Source organism: Streptomyces sp. NPDC048434, assembly GCF_043200375.1.
In the GTDB taxonomy this organism is placed as follows: domain Bacteria; phylum Actinomycetota; class Actinomycetes; order Streptomycetales; family Streptomycetaceae; genus Streptomyces.
Window position 1 is genome coordinate 37384 of the sequence record NZ_JBICXQ010000025.1, and the last position, 16941, is coordinate 54324.

18 protein-coding genes are annotated in these 16941 nt (G+C 71.5%); 9 read left to right on the plus strand and 9 right to left on the minus strand.

Features of this window, described 5'->3' with window-relative positions:
* Nucleotides 1-118: 118 nt before the first annotated feature.
* Both ACGFWI_RS27100 and ACGFWI_RS27105 read left to right on the plus strand, forming a co-directional pair.
* Entirely contained in the window at nt 119-1390 is a 1272-nt protein-coding gene (locus ACGFWI_RS27100; RefSeq protein ID WP_393908644.1) for an ABC transporter ATP-binding protein, read from the plus strand.
* 362 nt (nt 1391-1752) lie between these two features.
* The gene (locus tag ACGFWI_RS27105) at nt 1753-2625 is read left to right on the plus strand and encodes an ABC transporter permease (RefSeq protein WP_393908737.1); all 873 of its coding nucleotides are present in this window, start codon (nt 1753-1755) and stop codon (nt 2623-2625) included.
* A gap of 69 nt (nt 2626-2694) precedes the next feature.
* Here ACGFWI_RS27105 and ACGFWI_RS27110 read toward each other — a convergent pair whose 3' ends face one another.
* On the minus strand, nt 2695-3042 hold the full coding sequence (locus tag ACGFWI_RS27110) for an ATP/GTP-binding protein (protein ID WP_393908645.1): 348 nt from the start codon (nt 3040-3042) through the stop codon (nt 2695-2697).
* Nucleotides 3043-3228: 186 nt separating this feature from the next.
* Here ACGFWI_RS27110 and ACGFWI_RS27115 point away from each other — a divergent pair, with 186 nt between their 5' ends.
* Nucleotides 3229-4269 carry an LLM class flavin-dependent oxidoreductase gene (locus tag ACGFWI_RS27115; RefSeq protein WP_393908646.1) on the plus strand — a complete coding sequence of 347 codons (1041 nt, stop codon included), beginning with the start codon at nt 3229-3231 and terminating at the stop codon, nt 4267-4269.
* 177 nt (nt 4270-4446) lie between these two features.
* Here ACGFWI_RS27115 and ACGFWI_RS27120 read toward each other — a convergent pair whose 3' ends face one another.
* Nucleotides 4447-4839 (minus strand): SCO5389 family protein, encoded by a 393-nt coding sequence (locus ACGFWI_RS27120; RefSeq protein ID WP_393908647.1) that lies wholly within the window; start codon nt 4837-4839, stop codon nt 4447-4449.
* A gap of 249 nt (nt 4840-5088) precedes the next feature.
* Here ACGFWI_RS27120 and nucS point away from each other — a divergent pair, with 249 nt between their 5' ends.
* On the plus strand, nt 5089-5751 hold the full coding sequence (gene nucS / locus ACGFWI_RS27125) for an endonuclease NucS (RefSeq protein WP_159470079.1): 663 nt from the start codon (nt 5089-5091) through the stop codon (nt 5749-5751).
* Nucleotides 5752-5855: 104 nt separating this feature from the next.
* On the opposite strand, the gene ACGFWI_RS27130 is transcribed toward nucS, so the two are convergent.
* From ACGFWI_RS27130 to ACGFWI_RS27145, 4 genes are all read right to left on the minus strand, one after another.
* Nucleotides 5856-8483 carry an ATP-binding protein gene (locus ACGFWI_RS27130; RefSeq protein ID WP_393908648.1) on the minus strand — a complete coding sequence of 876 codons (2628 nt, stop codon included), beginning with the start codon at nt 8481-8483 and terminating at the stop codon, nt 5856-5858.
* A gap of 335 nt (nt 8484-8818) precedes the next feature.
* Entirely contained in the window at nt 8819-9142 is a 324-nt protein-coding gene (locus tag ACGFWI_RS27135) for an STAS domain-containing protein (protein WP_393908649.1), read from the minus strand.
* Nucleotides 9143-9289: 147 nt separating this feature from the next.
* Entirely contained in the window at nt 9290-10138 is an 849-nt protein-coding gene (locus ACGFWI_RS27140; protein ID WP_393908650.1) for a 3-hydroxyacyl-CoA dehydrogenase family protein, read from the minus strand.
* Between the two features lie 155 nt (nt 10139-10293).
* The gene (locus ACGFWI_RS27145) at nt 10294-10935 is read right to left on the minus strand and encodes a TetR/AcrR family transcriptional regulator (protein ID WP_393908651.1); all 642 of its coding nucleotides are present in this window, start codon (nt 10933-10935) and stop codon (nt 10294-10296) included.
* A gap of 80 nt (nt 10936-11015) precedes the next feature.
* Between ACGFWI_RS27145 and ACGFWI_RS27150 the strand changes: the two genes are divergently transcribed.
* The 3 genes from ACGFWI_RS27150 to ACGFWI_RS27160 are packed head-to-tail and all read left to right on the plus strand — an operon-like array spanning nt 11016 to nt 13145.
* Nucleotides 11016-11798 carry an ABC transporter ATP-binding protein gene (locus ACGFWI_RS27150; protein WP_393908652.1) on the plus strand — a complete coding sequence of 261 codons (783 nt, stop codon included), beginning with the start codon at nt 11016-11018 and terminating at the stop codon, nt 11796-11798.
* An 8-nt stretch (nt 11799-11806) separates the two neighbouring features.
* The gene (locus ACGFWI_RS27155) at nt 11807-12562 is read left to right on the plus strand and encodes an ABC transporter permease (RefSeq protein WP_393908653.1); all 756 of its coding nucleotides are present in this window, start codon (nt 11807-11809) and stop codon (nt 12560-12562) included.
* A 10-nt stretch (nt 12563-12572) separates the two neighbouring features.
* Nucleotides 12573-13145: a cob(I)yrinic acid a,c-diamide adenosyltransferase gene (locus ACGFWI_RS27160; protein ID WP_393908654.1), complete on the plus strand. Its 573-nt coding sequence runs from the start codon at nt 12573-12575 to the stop codon at nt 13143-13145.
* A gap of 10 nt (nt 13146-13155) precedes the next feature.
* Here ACGFWI_RS27160 and ACGFWI_RS27165 read toward each other — a convergent pair whose 3' ends face one another.
* On the minus strand, nt 13156-13743 hold the full coding sequence (locus ACGFWI_RS27165) for a hypothetical protein (RefSeq protein ID WP_393908655.1): 588 nt from the start codon (nt 13741-13743) through the stop codon (nt 13156-13158).
* 172 nt (nt 13744-13915) lie between these two features.
* Between ACGFWI_RS27165 and ACGFWI_RS27170 the strand changes: the two genes are divergently transcribed.
* On the plus strand, nt 13916-15151 hold the full coding sequence (locus tag ACGFWI_RS27170) for a sensor histidine kinase (RefSeq protein ID WP_393908656.1): 1236 nt from the start codon (nt 13916-13918) through the stop codon (nt 15149-15151).
* Nucleotides 15148-15840 (plus strand): response regulator, encoded by a 693-nt coding sequence (locus tag ACGFWI_RS27175; protein ID WP_393908657.1) that lies wholly within the window; start codon nt 15148-15150, stop codon nt 15838-15840. The genes ACGFWI_RS27170 and ACGFWI_RS27175 overlap by 4 nt, the downstream gene beginning before the upstream one ends.
* A gap of 93 nt (nt 15841-15933) precedes the next feature.
* Here ACGFWI_RS27175 and ACGFWI_RS27180 read toward each other — a convergent pair whose 3' ends face one another.
* Both ACGFWI_RS27180 and ACGFWI_RS27185 read right to left on the minus strand, forming a co-directional pair.
* A complete protein-coding gene (locus ACGFWI_RS27180; RefSeq protein WP_393908658.1) occupies nt 15934-16377 on the minus strand; it encodes a DUF2550 domain-containing protein in 444 nt (147 codons plus the stop codon).
* Between the two features lie 145 nt (nt 16378-16522).
* A complete protein-coding gene (locus tag ACGFWI_RS27185; protein ID WP_393908659.1) occupies nt 16523-16906 on the minus strand; it encodes a F0F1 ATP synthase subunit epsilon in 384 nt (127 codons plus the stop codon).
* Nucleotides 16907-16941: the final 35 nt, after the last annotated feature.

Here is a 16941-nt window from a genome sequence, read left to right on the forward strand (position 1 = left end):
GCCGACGTCAGGCATGAACGGGGGGAATTGACGGGAACCGTCAACCGCCGGATAGCCTCCTAACCCTCACGGGGGCACGAGGGCGCCTCTGCCCCGACGATCTCGCGAGGGGCGGAGAATGATCGAGGCAGTCGGCCTGACGAAGCGCTACGGCGCCAAGACGGCCGTGTACAACCTGTCGTTCCAGGTACGGCCGGGCACGGTGACCGGCTTCCTGGGGCCCAACGGCTCCGGTAAGTCGACCACGATGCGCATGATTCTGGGCCTGGACGCACCGACCTCGGGGCGGGCCACCATCGCCGGCCGGCCCTTCCGCAGCCTCCCCAACGCTCCGCGCCAGGTGGGCGCGCTGCTGGATGCCAAGGCCGTGCACGGCGGCCGCAGCGCGCGCCAGCATCTGCTCTCGCTCGCCCAGCTGTCCGGCATCCCGGCCCGCCGAGTCGACGAGGTGCTCGGGGTGGTCGGTCTGCAGGACGTCGCGGGGCGGCGTTCCAAGGGCTTCTCGCTCGGTATGGGCCAGCGGCTGGGCATCGCCGCGGCGCTGCTCGGCGATCCGCAGGTGCTGCTCTTCGACGAGCCGGTCAACGGCCTCGACCCCGAAGGCATCCTGTGGGTGCGCAATCTGATGAAGCAGCTGGCGTCCGAGGGCCGTACGGTCTTCGTCTCCTCGCATCTGATGAGCGAGATGGCGCTGACCGCCGAGCACTTGATCGTGATCGGCCGTGGACAGCTGATGGCGGACATGCCGGTCAAGGACTTCATCTCGGCCAACTCCGCCGATTTCGCCCGGGTGCGTACGCCTGACACCGAGCCGGAGCAGCGCGAGAAACTGACCGCCGTGATCGCTGAGGCGGGCGGGCAGACCGCGCCCGAGCCGGACGGTGCGCTGCGGGTGACCGGGCTGCCGCTCCCCCGTATCAGCGATCTCGCGCATCAGGCCGAGGTCCGGCTGTGGGAGCTCTCGCCGCACCAGGCCTCGCTGGAAGAGGCGTATATGCGGATGACGCAGGGCGCGGTGGACTACCGCTCGACGGCCGACCCGCGGGCCGGTCTGCAGGGCGCCCCCGCCGGGTACGCCCCGCAGGGCGCCGCACCGCAGGGGTTTGCGGGCGGCCCGGGGTACGCGCCCGGTCAGCCGGGCCAGGTTGCGGCCGGTGTCCCCGGCCAGGGGCAGCCGAATCCGTACGCCCAGCCGGATCCGTACGCCCAGCAGGCGGCCGGGGCCGCTCCGGGACCGGGCTATCCGCCGCCCGCGCAGGCTCAGGGTCACCCGTACGGGTCGCCCGAGTCGTACGGCGCACCTCACCCGTACGGGCAGCAGCCCGCCGCGCCGATGCCGCCCGCCGCCCCCGCCGACCAGCCCACGCCGCACCACAAGGACGCCCGATGACCAGCCCTCAGCAGCCGCAGCCCCAGCCGCAGCCTGAGCGCGGACCCCACGACACCGGCGCGCACGAGCAGCCGATGCCGGCCGCGCCGCCGATGCCCCCCACCGCACCGCCGGCCGCACCGCCGCAGCAGCAGGACACGCCGCCGCAGGCACCGCCCGCCGGGCCGGAGCAGCCCGGTCAGCAGCCGGCACCGCAGCAGCCTGCGCCCGCCAACGAGGCCGGCACGATGATGCTCCAGGCCCAGCAGCCCCCAGGGCAGCCCGCACCGGCCAAAGAAGCGGGCACGATGATGCTGCAGGCCCAGCAGGCCCCCGGGCCCCAGCCGCTCGCGGCGCACGGGCCGGGCAGGGAAGCGGGCACGATGATGCTCCAGGCCCAGGCGCCGTCCCAGGCCCAGGCCCCGCAGCCGCCCGTCCAGCACCACCCCCAGCAGGCCTATGCCGGCGGACCGGGCGGCTATGTCTCGCCCATCCCCGTGCGCCCCACCCACCTCGGCCATGCGCTGGCCTCCGAGTGGACGAAGATCCGCTCGGTGCGCTCGACGATCTGGACGCTGGGCGTGATGCTGCTGCTGATCGTCGGCATCGGGCTGCTGACCTCCCTCGCGGCGGGCTCGGAGCGCGAGTTGGACCCGCTGCTGGGCCTCGGCTTCGTCGGCGTGCTGCTCGGCAGCCTGTGCGTGATCACCCTGGGTGTGCTGTCGATCTCGTCCGAGTACGGCACCGGCATGATCCGTACGACGCTGACCGCCTGCCCCAGCCGCGTCCGGCTGCTGACCGCGAAGGCCCTCGTCTTCTTCACCCTCGCGCTGGTGCTCACGACGGTCGCGACCACCCTGGTCGCCCTGCTCGACAGCGCGATGCTCAACGGCCCCGCGCCGACCGCCGATCAGTGGGTGCGTGCCACCTTCGGTGCCGGTCTGTACGTCGCACTGCTCGGCCTGCTGGCGCTGTCCGTCGGCACCCTGCTGCGGCACTCGGCGGGCGCCATCAGCACGATGATGGGTGTGGTGCTGCTGCCGATGCTGCTGGCGCTGTTCCTGCAGGGCGAGAGCCTCAAGGACATCCAGCGGACGCTGATCGAGTACTCGATCCCCAGCGCCCTCGCGACGCTGTACGACATTCCCTTCCTCAGCACCGGCCCGACCGGCTGGACCCCCGTGTGGATCCTCGCCGGGGTGACCGCGGTGACGCTGGGCGGCGCCTACGCCGCCGTCATGCAGCGCGACGTCTGACGCCGCGCCCGCGAGTCCCCCGCAGAGCCTGTCTTTGCGCCCCGGCCGGGGCGCAAAGGCGGGCTCTGCTCAGTACCGGGGCGCGTTCCGGGAGCGCTGGAGCCGCGCGCTCCGGCGGTCCCGTGCGTTCCAGCACGCCTTGTGCCAGTGTCTGCGGTCGTCGACATCGCCGTGCTGCGGCCAGGCGACGACATGCGGCACCCCGGGCGGGATCTCCTGGTCGCAGCCGGGGCAGCGGTAGTGCTTGGCCGCGCCGCCGCCCCCGACGTACCGCACGACCCAGTCCTCGCCGCGCCACTCCTCGGTGGTCTCCCAGCCGCCACCGCCGGGAGACGCCCCCATCCGGCCGTAGTGGTCACCGCCCGGGCGGTCGATGGGCTTCGCACCGCCGTGCTGGCGGTTTCGGCGCGGGGACACAGAACACCTCGGCTATGTACGGAGTCACGGGCTGTCACCAGCGTACGCGGCGCGGTCAGGGGTGGACGCCCCTCGGCAGGATTCTGCGATCATCAGGAAATTTCGCGTCAGGCCGTGCCCTTGGCACGTGTCACACGTTGTTGCCTGTAAGGGGGAGTCGCGTCGGCTGCGAGGAGGCAGAGAGCGATGCGCGTTGGGGCTTTCATCCTGGCCGCTCAATTCCCCGGCCAGGGACAGGGGGAAGCACTGCACCGCGCGGTGCGCTCCGCGGAGGTCGCGGAGGAGGCCGGACTCGATGATGTCTGGCTGGCGGAACACCACTTCGTACCGTACGGCGTCTGCCCGAATGCGGCGACGCTGGCCGGGCTGCTGCTGGGGCGGACCCGCAGGATCGGCGTCGGGACGGCGGTGAGCGTGCTGCCGACCCAGCATCCGGTCGCACTCGGTGAGCAGGCGGCGCTGCTGCATCTCACCTCCGACGGGCGGTTCACGCTCGGTGTCGGCCGGGGCGGTCCGTGGGTCGATCTGGAGGTGTTCGGTTCCGGGCTCGAAGCGTACGACCACGGCTTCCCGGAATCGCTCGATCTGCTGATGCGCTGGTTGCGGGAGCCCCGGGTCGGCGCGCGGGGCGAGCGCTATACGTTCCGGGAAGTAGCGGTGGTACCGCGGCCTGCCGAGGCGCTGACCGATCCGGGCGCCGGTTCCCCGGGCCCGCCGGTGGTGGTGGCCTGTACCTCCCCCTCATCGGTGCGGACGGCCGCGGTGCGTGGGCTGCCGATGCTGCTGGGCATGCACTGCGGCGACGAGGAGAAGGCCGAGATGGTCGCGCTGTGGCGGGCGAGCGCGCGCGAGGCCGGCCTGGACGGCGATGAGGTGGCCTCGGCCGGGCACGTCTCGGCCGGCGTGGTGCAGATCGCCGACGCCCGCGCGGCCGCGAGGGAGACCCTGACGAAGGCGATGCCCGGCTGGCTGCGGCAGGGCTTGGGCGCCCATGTGACGGTCGACGGCCGCTATCGCGCGATGCGTGATCCGCTGGCTTATACGGAGTTGCTGTGCGGGATGCATCCCGTCGGCCCGCCGCAGCTGTGCGCCGACCGGCTGGCGGCGACCTCGGAGCGTACGGGCATCACACGGTTCGCGCTGCTCGTCGAGGGCTCCGGCGATCTCGCGGCGACGGAGGAGAACGTCCGCCGGCTGGGCACGGAGGTCCTGCCGCAGCTGGAGTGAGCCGGACCCGGTACGGCCAACGGCATGCGGGTGCCGTGTGCGGGCGACCGTGCCCGTGGTGCGGGTTGCGATGGCGCCGTACGTGGAAGGAAAGGCCGGCTTTCCGTGAGTGGTGCTGCCGCTGGCGCACCGGCACGGTGTGTTTCACCACCGTGTGCGCAGCGGCAGCAACTCCGTTCAGCAGTCGCGGAGTTCGGGCGACTGGTTCAGCAGCTGGCCCCGAATGGACGTGAATCGGGCCAGTCGGTCGTCCACCACCGGGTCGAGCGGGAAAACCGCGACACGGTGGCAGTTCTGAAAGGCGAGCCGCACACCGAAGTGGCGCTCCAACGAACCACGGATGGCGTCACTCGCCAGCGCGCGCAGCAGCTGGCCGCGCGCCTGCTCGTCCGGGGGCGGCGTCTGATTGTCGGCGAACTCTCCGCCGTCCACCTTCAGCTGGGCCACCAGAGAGCTGATCATCCCCCATGCGTAGGGCAGGGAGGACCGGACGCAGTCGACAAATACGGCTTCGTCGACCTCGCCTCGCTCGGCCTGTTCGAGGAGGGCCGGTGAGACGTCGAGCGACATGAGGTTCTCCTCTCGCGGCCCCGCCGGGACGGACAGGGCCTAGGGACGGGACAAGGGGCTTTGCGACGGAGCGTGTTCGCCTCACAACCCCCCGCTTCAACGGTATGCCGCACAAGAGGCCCGCACCAGGAGATTGCACATACAACCGGCCATTGGCGAACGCCGGGGGTGCGGGGATTTCCCCCGTAAAGGCACAGTGATCCAGGGCGAATCGCGTGGGGGGCCTCCGGTCGAGTAGCGTTTCGCCCCATGCGTCTCGTCATCGCCCGCTGCTCCGTGGACTACGCGGGCCGGCTCACCGCCCACCTCCCCTCGGCCCCTCGCCTCATCCTGGTGAAGGCGGACGGCTCCGTCTCCATTCACGCGGACGACCGGGCCTACAAACCCCTCAACTGGATGTCGCCGCCCTGCACTCTCAAGGAGGGCGACGGGGAAGTGTGGACGGTGGAGAACAAGGGGGGCGAGAAGCTCATCATCACCCTCGAGGAGGTCATGCACGACTCCTCGCACGAGCTCGGCGTCGACCCGGGGCTCATCAAGGACGGGGTGGAGGCGCACCTCCAGGAGCTGCTCGCGGACCGGATCGAAACCTTGGGCGAGGGATACTCCCTGATTCGGCGTGAATACCCCACTGCCATCGGCCCGGTGGATATCTTGTGCCGGGACGCCGATGGCCAGACCGTCGCCGTCGAGATCAAGCGGCGTGGCGAGATCGACGGTGTCGAGCAACTCACCCGTTATCTCGAACTCCTCAACCGTGACCCGCACTTGGCGCCGGTGAAGGGTGTCTTCGCGGCGCAGGAGATCAAGCCGCAGGCGCGGGTGCTGGCCACCGACCGCGGTATCGGCTGCGTCGTCCTGGACTATGACGCGCTGCGCGGCATCGAGGACGACAAGCTCCGTCTGTTCTGACCCCGTGCGGCCCCCTGGGCGGCCGTACAGCGCGATGGCCCGGTAACTAGTACCGGGCCCATCGTGCTGTCCGCTGTACGGCCGTCAGCCGGGAAGCGGGGCCGTCAGCCGGCCGGGGCGCTCTGCGTACCGGAGGCCGAGGGGGCCGTTCCGTCCGACGGTGCGCCGCCGTCCGTCGCCGGTGATCCACCGGACGGCGTGGTGCCGCTGCCGCTGGAGGTGCCACCGGAGGGGTTGGCGGCCGACTGCGACGGACTCTGTGTCGTCGGCTTGCCCGTGGGCTTCTCCGTGGACGTCGGATCCGGCGACGGGTCGGTCGGTTCGTCCGTCGGCGTCGGGTCCGTCGGCTCGCCGGTCGGCGGGCGGGTATGGGTCGGCCGGCCGGTGGGCGTGGTGGGTCGCCCGGTCGGCTCGGTCGGACCGGTCGTCGGGCCCGTGGGCCCGGTGCTGGGGTCGGTGGGCGAACCGCTGGTGGCGGAGCCGCTGGCCGACGGGGACGGGTTCTCCGCGTGGCCGGGAGTGCCGGGCCGGGAGGTGCCGGGGCCGGTGGGCGGCAGGCTGGAGCCCGTGGCGGGCTGTTCGGCGGGCAGGTCGCTGCTGTCGCCGTCGTCCGTGGTCTGATCCGTGCTGACCTTGTCGTCGTGCGGGTGGTCGCCACCCGTCGTCCCGAGGGTGACGACGGTGCCGAGGACGGCCGCCAGCAGCACGCCGGCGCCCGCGGCCACGGCATTGCGGCGCGCCCCGCCGAACACCCGCAGGGCGCCCTTGCCGGTCTCGGTGCCGCCGGCCACGGCCGGGACGGCCGTGGTGGCGGAGGCCGCCGAAGCGCCCCGGGCGACGATCGTGGCCGCGGTCTCCCCGGCGCGCGCCGCCCGCAGCTTGGCGGTCGATACGGTGTCGCGCGGCCTGCCGGCCCGCTCCTTCGGCACCTGCTGTTTCGATGCGGAGGGCGCGCCGGCCGCTTGCGGGAGCGCGGTGGTGGCCGCCGCGGCCGCCTCGGCCCGCGAACGGTCGGTCACCAGCGCCAGGGCACGCCGTCCGGCGACCGCGCCGTTGCGGTCGGAGAGCACCCCGCGCAGCCCGATGGACGCCTCCAGCTCGGCGCGCGCCCGGTCGAGGCTGCCGGTGCACAGCGCCAGCACGCCCAGCTCGTGATGGAAGTAGGCCTCCTCGGCGACCTCACCGGCCAGCCGCGCGGCCTCCTGGCCGTGCCGCAGGCTGCGCTCCCAGGCGTTCCACTGCAGGGCGGCGGCGAACGCCGGGGCGGCCGTACGGGCGAGCAGCACGGCCGCGCTGGCGTGCCCGCTCTCCCGGCTGCCGGTCAGTACGCCCATCGCGGCCAGCGCCACATCGGATTCGGCGGCGGCCCGCTCGGGGGTGACCGAGGGGTGGCCGGCCCACCAGGCGTAGTGCTGGGCGGCGGTGTGCGCCCGTGCGGCGGCGCCCTCCGTGTAGCCGGCCCCCTCCAGCTGCTCCTGGACGGTGGCGGCGAGCCGGTAGTGGCTGCCGACCGGGGTGATCAGACCGCAGACCAGCAGCTCGCCGAGGGCGGCGTCGGCGTGGGTGTCCTGGGTGAGGGCCGGCAGATGCGCCTGGTGCGGCAGTTCGCCGCCGAGCGCGACGGCGAAGCGCAGTGTCTCCCGGGCGGCGGCGCTCAGCCGGGAGGCGAGCAGCGGGGCGGGTGCGGCGGCGTCACCGAGGGACGGCAACGGCACCTCGGGCTGCTCGCCGGGCTCGGCGATGGTGTCCGCGGTGGTGTCCGCGGTGCCGGCGTCGGCTGTCCCCTCCGCGGGGAAGAGGCCGTAGCCGTCGTCGAGGGCGCTCGGTCCGGCCCGCATCCGGTCACGCTGCCGCAGCAGCGCGGCGGCCTGGACGAAGCGCAGCGGCAGCCCCTCGGACTCGAACCAGAGGTCGGCGGCCCAGGCCTCCTCGTCGTCGGTGAGCGGCCGGTCCACGGCGCGCTCCAGCACCCGGGCGCAGCCGGCGCGGCCGAGGCCGCCGAGGAAGACCTCTTCGAGGTGCGAACCGGCGCTGGGGGCCGCGACGTCGGGGGTGGCGGCGATCAGGAAGGCACATTCGGGGGTGGCGTCGAGCAGCTCGTCGAGCGCCGTGCCGCCGAATTCCAGGTCGTCCAGGACGACGATGGCGCCGATCTCGGCGATCCTGCGCAGCAGCTCGGGCCGGTCGGGGCGGTGCTGCGGGGCCCGGTACACGGCGGCGAACAGCGCGTACAGCAGGTCGGTGGCGGTGCGGTGGTAGCCCGAGAGCCGGATGACGCCGTCGGGGGCGAGATCGGCGCAGGCGGTGGCGACGGCGTCCAGCAGCCGGGTGCGGCCGGAGCCGGAGGGGCCGGTGACGCGTACAGAGCGACCGCGGGAGAGCAGCCTGACCAGGCGTGCGGTGTCCTCGGCGCGCTCTTCGAGCGCGGCCTGGTGGCCGGTGAATCCGGGCGGGCCCGGGGGCAGCGGGGGCGCGGCGGCGCGGGCGGCAGCGGCACGTTCCTGCGGGTCGAGCCTGCCGGGGGCCTCGGGGCGCTCTCCGGGCGGGCAGGGTTCTATTTCGCTGCCGTCGACGGGGTTGACGGTGACGAGGTAGGGGTCCGAGACGAGCCGGACGACGCGGGCGAGCCCGCCGGAGCTGCCGCGCGCGCCGCCGAACGCGGGGGCCGGCGGCTCGGCAGGTCTGTCCTGCTCGCCGTACTCCTCAGGTCCCCGGTGGGTGTTCGGGTCCATGCTGCAAGCTCCCAGATCTGGCGTGCCGACTGCGCTTCCGGCCGTCCGCACTCCCCCGGCTCCGGCAGGTCGTCCTCAGCCGTCGCGTCTGGTCCGGTGCCCGCCGCGGATGCTGGCATACGGGCGGGAACCGAACCTTAGACCTGGAGAGCGGGCCGGTGCACCGCCGGGGCCCGGTCCTGACCGGAACTTCCTGGATTGGTCAGTATCGCGCTGTTTACGACATTTCTATCGCTCAGCTCTTCAGTTTTCGTCATGCTTTGGGCGCGATCCTGATCGCCCGGGGGATGTCCCGGATCCCTGTGCGGGACATCGGGCGACTCGCCGCGCCTGCCTCACACCCGGGGAAGCGATTCCGCTTCGATCCCGCCCTCGATGGCGAGGATGCGGTGCAGCCGGGTGGCGACGAGCAGGCGCTGCATCTGGGGCGGCACTCCGCGCAGCACCAGCCTGCGGTTGACCCGGCCCGCGCGACGGTGCGCTCCCATGATCACGCCGAGGCCGGTGGCGTCCCAGGAATCCAGCTCGGTCAGGTCCAGCACGAGATCGCCGCGACCGGAGTCGACGGCGGCATGCAGGGCCGTACGGGCGTCCGCCGCGCTGCGGACGTCGAGGCGGCCCCCGACAACCAGCTCGGCGTGGTCGCCCCTGATGTGCATATGCGCTCCCCGATGTCATGGGTGGTGACGCCTGGACGTCTACAGAACTGACTGCCTCTCATGCGGCGAGGTTGCCGCCTGTAAGCGAACCGATACCGAATTCACCCCACGGGGTGACCCCATCAAGCCGATGGGGCTGACGCGGCATCAGTGCTTGTAGAAGCCCTGCCCACTCTTGCGACCGATATCGCCCGCATCGACCATTCGCCGCATGATCTCCGGCGGTGCGAACTTCTCGTCCTGGGACTCGGTGTAGATGTTGTCGGTGGCGTGCAGCAGGATGTCGACGCCCGTCAGATCGGCGGTGGCCAGCGGTCCCATCGCATGGCCGAAGCCCAACCTGCAGGCGGTGTCGATGTCCTCGGCGCTGGCCACGCCGGATTCGTAGAGCTTGGCGGCCTCGACGACCAGCGCCGAGATCAGGCGGGTGGTGACGAAGCCGGCCACGTCCTGGTTGACGACGACACAGGTCTTGCCGACCGACTCGGCGAACTGCCGGGCGGTGGCAAGGGCTTCGTCACTGGTCTTGTAGCCGCGGACCAGCTCGCACAGCTGCATCATCGGCACCGGCGAGAAGAAGTGCGTACCGACGACCCGCTCGGGGCGGGACGTGGCGGCGGCAATCTTGGTGATCGGGATGGCGGAGGTGTTGGAGGCCAGCACCGCCTCGTCCTTGACCAGCTTGTCCAGAGACTGGAAGATCTCCCGCTTGACGTCGATCCGCTCGAAGACGGCCTCGACGACGATGTCGGCGTCGGCGGTGGCTTCGAGGTCGGTCGTGGTGGTGATGCGGGCCAGCGCCTGCTCGGCATCGGCCGCCGACAGCTTGCCCTTGGCGACGAACTTCTCGAACGAGGCCTCGATACCGCCCTTGCCCCGGGCCAGCGCCCCCTCCGTCACATCGCGAAGAACCACGTCCCAGCCCGCCTGGGCGGAGACCTGCGCGATACCGGACCCCATGAGTCCGGCCCCGATGACGGCGAGCTTTTTTGCCACTGCTGTCCCCTCACACCCTGTGCATTTGACGGTCCTGGGTGACGTTAGCGGTCGTGAGCGATCGTTTGGAGGGTAAGAGATGCGCGTCACGTCTCAGATGACGGACATCACACCGACGGGGTCTCCAGGCGGGTCGCGATCCGGACAGCCCGACGTCAGTCGGTCGCCCGTACGGCGTAGTTGAGGACCTTTTCGCCCAGCAGCTCTTCCATCTCGTCGAGGAGGACAAGAGCCTCCCGGGAGGCCTCCGCGGGTTTGCGGCCGGCGAGCATCTGGTCCGCGATCCAGCCCATCAGACTCTGGTGCACCCAGCCGATCTGGCCGGCCATCAGGCCGGGCAGCGGGTCGTCGGCCGGTGCGCCGGTCTCCTCCCGGAGCGTTTCCTCCAGGTTGAGGTGGATCTCCTGCTGCATGTACCAGAGGCGGGCCTTGAGGGTGGGCGCCTCGTGCACCACCCGCATGAACTGGTCGTAACCCTCCATCAGGCCGACCCGCGGCGACACCGCCTCCACCTCCTCGCGCAGCTCGCGCAGCACGGCGGTGGCCGCGGACTCCCCGGCCGCCCGGCCGCGCACGAAGCGCGAGAGCCGGTCCAGGACGCCCTTGCTCCGGTCGAAGAAGAGGTCCTCCTTGGCCGGGAAGTAGTTGTAGACGGTGTTCACGGAGACCTCCGCGGCCTCGGCGACCTCCGCAATGGTCACCGCATCGAAGCCGCGCGCCATGAACAGGCCGGTGGCCACGTCCGAGATGAACTGGCGGGTCTGCCGCTTCTTCCGCTCCCTGAGTCCCTCTGCCATGGCCTCACCCTACCCTTCGCTGGGCACAGTGAAATTTTGGAGACGTTGCAATTTTTCAGTCACTCTGTTTTTCTGTGGGCATGCCAGTCCTCAGCGCGTCCGGACTCGCCCGGACCTTCACCACCCAACGCGGCACCGTCGAGGCGGTGCGCGGTATCGACCTCCGCGCCGAGCGCGGCGAGATCCTCGGCTTCCTTGGGCCGAACGGCGCCGGGAAGACCACCACCCTGCGCATGCTCACGACCCTGCTGACACCCACCGGCGGCACCGCGGCCGTCGCCGGCTGCGACCTCGTCCGCGATCCGGCGGGCGTACGCCGCGCCACCGGCTACGTCGCCCAGTCCGGCGGCGTCGACCCGCACGTCTCGGTACGCGAGGAACTGGTCACTCAGGCCCGCCTCTACCGCCTCGGCAAGGCCGAAGCCCTGGCCCGTACCGAGGAGTTGGCCGCCGATCTGGGCCTGGACGGACTGCTCGACCGCAAGACCGCCACGCTCTCCGGCGGCCAGCGGCGCCGGCTGGACATCGCGATGGGTCTCACCCACCGCCCCCAGGTGCTGTTCCTCGACGAGCCGACCACCGGGCTCGACCCGGGCAGCCGCGCCGATCTGTGGGAGCTGGTCCGCCGGATCCGCACCGAGCACAGCACCACCGTCTTCCTGACCACCCACTACCTCGACGAGGCGGATGCGCTCGCCGACCGGCTGGTGATCATCGACAAGGGCGTGGTGGTCGCGGAGGGCACTCCGGACGCCCTCAAACGCGCCCATGCCGGCTCCCCCGACGCCTCCCTCCAGGACACCTTCCTCGCCATCACCGGGCGCGGTGCCACGCCCCACGACCAGGCCCCCGTAGCCGTCTAGGAGCCCCCTTGTCCACGCTTGTCTCCGACACCGCGCTGATCTTCGGGCGGTACGCCCGTCAGACGCTGCGCTCCAAGCTCCAGATGCTCTTCGGCGTGCTGATGCCGCTGCTGTATCTGCTCTTCTTCGGCCCGCTGCTGACCGATCTGCCGCTGTCCTCGTCCGGCAGCTCCTGGCAGGTGCTGGTGCCCGGACTGCTGCTCCAACTCGCCCTGTTCGGCGCCTCGTTCTGCGGTTTCGGCATCATCGTCGAGAAGCAGTACGGGGTCGTGGAGCGGATGCGGGTGACGCCGGTGAGCCGGCTGGCGCTGCTGCTGGGGCGGGTGCTGCGGGACGCCGCGCTGTTCGTCTTCCAGGCGGTGCTGCTGGTGCTGGTCGCACTGGCCATGGGGCTGCGGGCACCGCTGCCCGGCATCCTCATCGGCTTGGCCTTCGTCGCCGTACTGACCGTGACACTGGCCTCGCTGTCGTACGCGCTGGCGCTGAAGGTCAGCACACCGCAGGAGTTCGGACCGGTCATCAACTCCGTCACCATGCCCACGATGCTGCTGTCCGGGCTGATGCTGCCGATGGCGCTGGGGCCGAAGTGGCTCGATGTGCTCTCGCACTTCATGCCGTTCCGCTATCTCGTGGACGCGGTGCGGGCGGCGTTCGTCGGCTCCTACGCCTCGTCGGCCATGCTCTACGGCGCGCTGGTGGCGGTCGCGTCCGCCACCCTGTCCGTGACCTATTGCACCCGGGTCTTCCGCAGGTCCGCGGCGTAGGCTCGCCCCCATGGTGAATCTGACCCGCATCTACACCCGCACCGGCGACAAGGGCACCACCGCCCTGGGCGACATGAGCCGTACCGCCAAGACCGATGCGCGGATCTCGGCGTACGCGGACGCCAATGAGGCCAATGGGGCGATCGGCGTGGCCCTGGCGCTCGGCTCGCTCCCCGAGGACGTTGCGGCGGTGCTGCTGCGGGTGCAGAACGACCTGTTCGACGTCGGCGCGGACCTGTCGACGCCGGTGGTGGAGCACCCGGAATTCCCGCCGCTGCGCGTCGAGCAGAGCTATATCGACAAGCTGGAGGCCGACTGCGACCGGTTCCTGGCGGAGCTGGAGAAGCTGCGCAGCTTCATCCTTCCCGGCGGTACGCCCGGCGCCGCGCTGCTGCACCAGGCGTGCACGGTCGTCCGCCGGGCGGAGCGCTCGACCTGGGCCGCCTTCGAGGAGCACGGCGAGACCATGAACCCGCTGACGGCCACCTACCTCAACCGCCTCTCCGACCTCCTGTTCATCCTGGCCCGTACGGCCAACAAGGAGGTCGGAGACGTGCTGTGGGTGCCGGGCGGAGAGCGCTGAGCGGCCGCCGCTAGCGCAGCGTCTTGTGCTGCGGCCGGGCCGCTTCCTCGGGGGCGGCGGCCCGGGCCGGGGCCTTCTTCTGCCAGATGAGGTAGGTCAGCGCGATCACCCCGTGGATGCTGACGATCTTCAGCGCGGTGCCCTGCCACTCGTGCAGCGAGGTGCTGTCGCCGCCGTCACCGACGTACCAGATCGCGATCTGCAGCAGCCCGCAGGCGACCACGGCCATCACCACCGTGCGCAGCCACAGCTTCCCTTCGTGCTTGGCGCGGGCAAGGCCGTACTGCGGCGCCTTGACCGGCGGCGGGCCGCCCGCGAAACGGTGCGAGAAGTGCCCGTCGACCCACTTGATCGTGTAGTGGCCGTAGGCGACCGTGAAGCCGATGTAGACGGCGGCCAGGCCGTGCTTCCAGTCCGCGGCCGCGCCGTTCTTCAGGTCGATCGCCGTGACGATCAGCAGGATCAGCTCCAGCAGCGGCTCCATCAGGAGCACCGCCGCTCCGGTACGCGGCATCCGGGCCAGGTAGCGCAGCGCCAGACCGAGGGCCAACAGCACCCAGAAGCCGACCTCGCAGGCGATGATCAGCGCGACGATCACGGCTGTCTCCTTTCAGGGCTCTCCACCGAACACCTCAAGCCTTCCAGCGGCCGCCGCCCGCCACGTCGTCGCACACGATGATCCGGGACTGCATCTTTCGATGTAGCGCGCGGCTCACGGGGATGACCCGGACGTGGAGGCAGCGGGCCCCGGCGCCGTGTTTGATGGAGGGGTGACCGCCAGATCCCTCGCCGCCCCCGGCCGGCCGCACCGCCTCGATGTCCTCATCGCGGGCGGCGGGCTGCTCGGCGGACTGCTGCTCTGGGCGATGAATCTGCACGGTGGTCCCTCCCACCTGGGGCTGCCCACCTCGCTCACCCTGGTCGCGCTCACCACGATGTCGGTGGCGGAACTGATGCGCCGTACGGCCCCGATGGCGGCGCTGGCCCTCGCGGTGCCGGCACTGGCCCTGGACATCTGCGCCGGCACCCTGGTCGCCACCGTCCTGATGTTCACGGACGTGGTCTATGCCGCGGTGCTCTACGGCCCGGCCCATGCGGCCCGCCGGATCCCGCTGCACTCCGTCCTGGTGACGGTCCTGGCGGCCATCGCACTGACCGCGCTCTGGCAGAACCCGCAGGTCATCATGGCCGTCATCGGCATCGCGCTGGTCACCATCGCCCCGGCCTGGACCGGCATCATCATCCGTAATCACCGCGACGCGGCGCAGGCCGCCCAGCTGCGGGCCGAGCAGATCGCGCTGCTCGCCGAGATCGACCGGACGCAGGCGGTGGCCGGCGAGCGGGCACGGATGGCCCGCGAGCTGCACGACATGGTCGCCAACCACCTGTCCGCCATCGCGATCCACTCCACCGCCGCGCAGTCCATCGACGACCCGTCGGCGACCCGCGAGGCGCTCGGGGTGATCCGTGAGAACAGCGTGCAAGGTCTGGCCGAAATGCGCCGTCTCATCGGGCTGTTGCGGGACCCGAAGACGGCCGAATGGGACGAGGAGCCCGCCGCGACCCCCACGCTCGACGGGCTGGACGCGCTGCTCGACCAGGTCCGTACGAGCGGCGGCAGCAGCGGGCTGACCTTTGTGCTGGAGGACGCGCGGGGCCAGGACGTCCCCGGCGCCGGGCCGAAGCCGCCGGCACCGGTCGAGCTGGCCGCGTACCGCATCGTCCAGGAATCGCTGACCAACGCACTCAAGCACGCCGCGCCCGGCGAGGTGCGGGTACGCATCGCCCACGACCGCGGCGGGGCGCTCACCGTCGCCGTCCGCAGCCCGTTCGCCGACCGCCCCGACCCCCGTGCGCCCGGCTCCGGCACCGGCCTGGTCGGGATGCGCGAGCGGATCGCCCTGCTGGGCGGAGCATTCGAGGCCGGCCCGGAGGGCGGGCCGGCCGGCACAGTCTGGCTGGTGCGGGCAGCGTTGCCCGCCGCCGAGGAGGAAGAACAACGATGACAGGCGCCGACGCGCAGCCGATCCGGGTTCTCGTCGCCGAGGACCAGTCCGCCGTACGGGCCGGGCTCGTCCTCATCCTGCGCTCCGCCCCCGATATCGAGGTCGTCGGGGAGGCCGAGGACGGCGAGGAGGCGGTACGGCTCGCCCGCGAGCTGCGCCCCGCCCTCGTTCTCATGGACATCCAGATGCCCCGCCTCGACGGGGTCTCCGCCACCCGGCAGGTGGTCTCCGAGAAACTGGCGGACGTCCTGGTGCTGACCACCTTCGACCTGGACGAATACGTCTTCGGGGCGTTACGGGCGGGGGCGGCGGGCTTTCTCCTCAAGGACAGCGACGCGGCCGCGCTGCTGACCGCGGTGCGCACCGTGGCCTCCGGTGAGGGGCTGATCGCTCCGGCGGTGACCCGGCGGCTGATCGCGGAGTTCGCGAGCCCGCGCACGGCGGTCCGGCGGCCTGCGCGGGACGGCGAGGCCCCGGATCCGGCGGTCCTGGACGCCCTGACGCCACGCGAGCGGGAGGTGCTGGGCTGTCTGGGGCGGGGGCTGTCGAACGCCGACATCGCGCTGCGGCTGGCCATGGCGGAGGCCACCGTGAAAACACATGTCAGCCGGCTGCTGGCGAAGCTGGATCTGCGCAGCCGGGTGCAAGCGGCCGTGCTGGCCCAGGAGTTGGGGGTGGACGGGCCGTAGGGGGTGGCCGAACACGTCCCGTAGGGGATACGTGGCCCCCCTTGTGGGGCCACAATGCGGCGGGGCCGGAGGGTATTCCCGTGGCCCCTCGAATCAGGCCACGTTCACCCGCTGGCCGGGAGGTGCCGCCTCCAGCCAGGCGAGGAAGCCGGTGAGTGCGTCCTCGCTCATCGCCAGTTCCAGGCGGGTTCCGCGGTGCCGGCAGGCCAGCACGATGGAGTCGGAGAGCAGTGCCAGCTCCTCCTCACCCTGCGGGGTGCGCCGCTCCAGGACCTCGATGGCGGAGCGCTCCAGGACACGGCGTGGCCGGGGCGCGTACGAGAACACCCGGAACCATTCGATCCGGTCGCCGTTGTAGCGCGACACACCGTAGATCCAGCCTTTGCCGCCGGTCTCGTTCTCCGGCACCTGCCAGCGCAGACTGCAGTCGAAGGTGCCACCGGACCGCTGGATGAGCCGCCGCCTCAGTCCGAAGACGAACAGCCCCAGCAGCACCAGTACCAGGACCACGCCGCTCACAAGCAGAGCGAGGACCATCTCGACCGACCTCCTCGCCTCGGTGGGGTTACCCCCCAGACACCGTCTGAGGGCAGGAAACGCACCTGCATTGCCTCAGCCGCGGGCCGCTCCGGACAACTCCGGGCAGCCCGCGGCTGAGGATCGATCTCGTCGGTGACGGGGCTCAGTGAACGCCCGTCACCGCACGCAGCCGGACATCGGCGCGGCGCTCGGCGGCCGCGTCGGCCTCCGACTTCGCTCGCTCCAGGGCCCGCTCCGCGCGCTGGACATCGATCTCGTCCGACAGCTCGGCCACCTCTGCGAGCAGAGACAGCTTGTTGTCGGCGAACGAGATGAAGCCGCCGTGCACCGCGACGACGACGGTGCCGTCCCCGCTCTCGCCGGTCGTACGAATCGTCACCGGGCCCGACTGCAGCACGCCGAGAAGCGGCTGGTGTCCGGGCATGACGCCGATGTCGCCCGACGAGGTGCGCGCGACAACCAGGCTGGCCTCGCCGGACCAGATCTGGCGGTCCGCGGCAACCAACTCGACGTGCAGCTCAGCCACGATGGCTCCTCGGGTCTCCACCTGCCTGGCTCGGC

Excerpts from the sequence above, each read along its gene's own strand:
- ACGFWI_RS27135 (WP_393908649.1), bottom strand. The coding sequence starts at position 9,142 with ATGCACATCAGGGGCGACCACGCCGAGCTGGTTGTCGGGGGCCGCCTC.
- ACGFWI_RS27105 (WP_393908737.1), top strand. The coding sequence starts at position 1,753 with ATGATGCTCCAGGCCCAGGCGCCGTCCCAGGCCCAGGCCCCGCAGCCG.
- ACGFWI_RS27115 (WP_393908646.1), top strand. The coding sequence starts at position 3,229 with ATGCGCGTTGGGGCTTTCATCCTGGCCGCTCAATTCCCCGGCCAGGGA.
- nucS (WP_159470079.1), top strand. The coding sequence starts at position 5,089 with ATGCGTCTCGTCATCGCCCGCTGCTCCGTGGACTACGCGGGCCGGCTC.
- ACGFWI_RS27120 (WP_393908647.1), bottom strand. The coding sequence starts at position 4,839 with ATGTCGCTCGACGTCTCACCGGCCCTCCTCGAACAGGCCGAGCGAGGC.
- ACGFWI_RS27160 (WP_393908654.1), top strand. The coding sequence starts at position 12,573 with ATGGTGAATCTGACCCGCATCTACACCCGCACCGGCGACAAGGGCACC.
- ACGFWI_RS27145 (WP_393908651.1), bottom strand. The coding sequence starts at position 10,935 with ATGGCAGAGGGACTCAGGGAGCGGAAGAAGCGGCAGACCCGCCAGTTC.
- ACGFWI_RS27100 (WP_393908644.1), top strand. The coding sequence starts at position 119 with ATGATCGAGGCAGTCGGCCTGACGAAGCGCTACGGCGCCAAGACGGCC.
- ACGFWI_RS27130 (WP_393908648.1), bottom strand. The coding sequence starts at position 8,483 with ATGGACCCGAACACCCACCGGGGACCTGAGGAGTACGGCGAGCAGGAC.
- ACGFWI_RS27150 (WP_393908652.1), top strand. The coding sequence starts at position 11,016 with ATGCCAGTCCTCAGCGCGTCCGGACTCGCCCGGACCTTCACCACCCAA.
- ACGFWI_RS27175 (WP_393908657.1), top strand. The coding sequence starts at position 15,148 with ATGACAGGCGCCGACGCGCAGCCGATCCGGGTTCTCGTCGCCGAGGAC.
- ACGFWI_RS27180 (WP_393908658.1), bottom strand. The coding sequence starts at position 16,377 with ATGGTCCTCGCTCTGCTTGTGAGCGGCGTGGTCCTGGTACTGGTGCTG.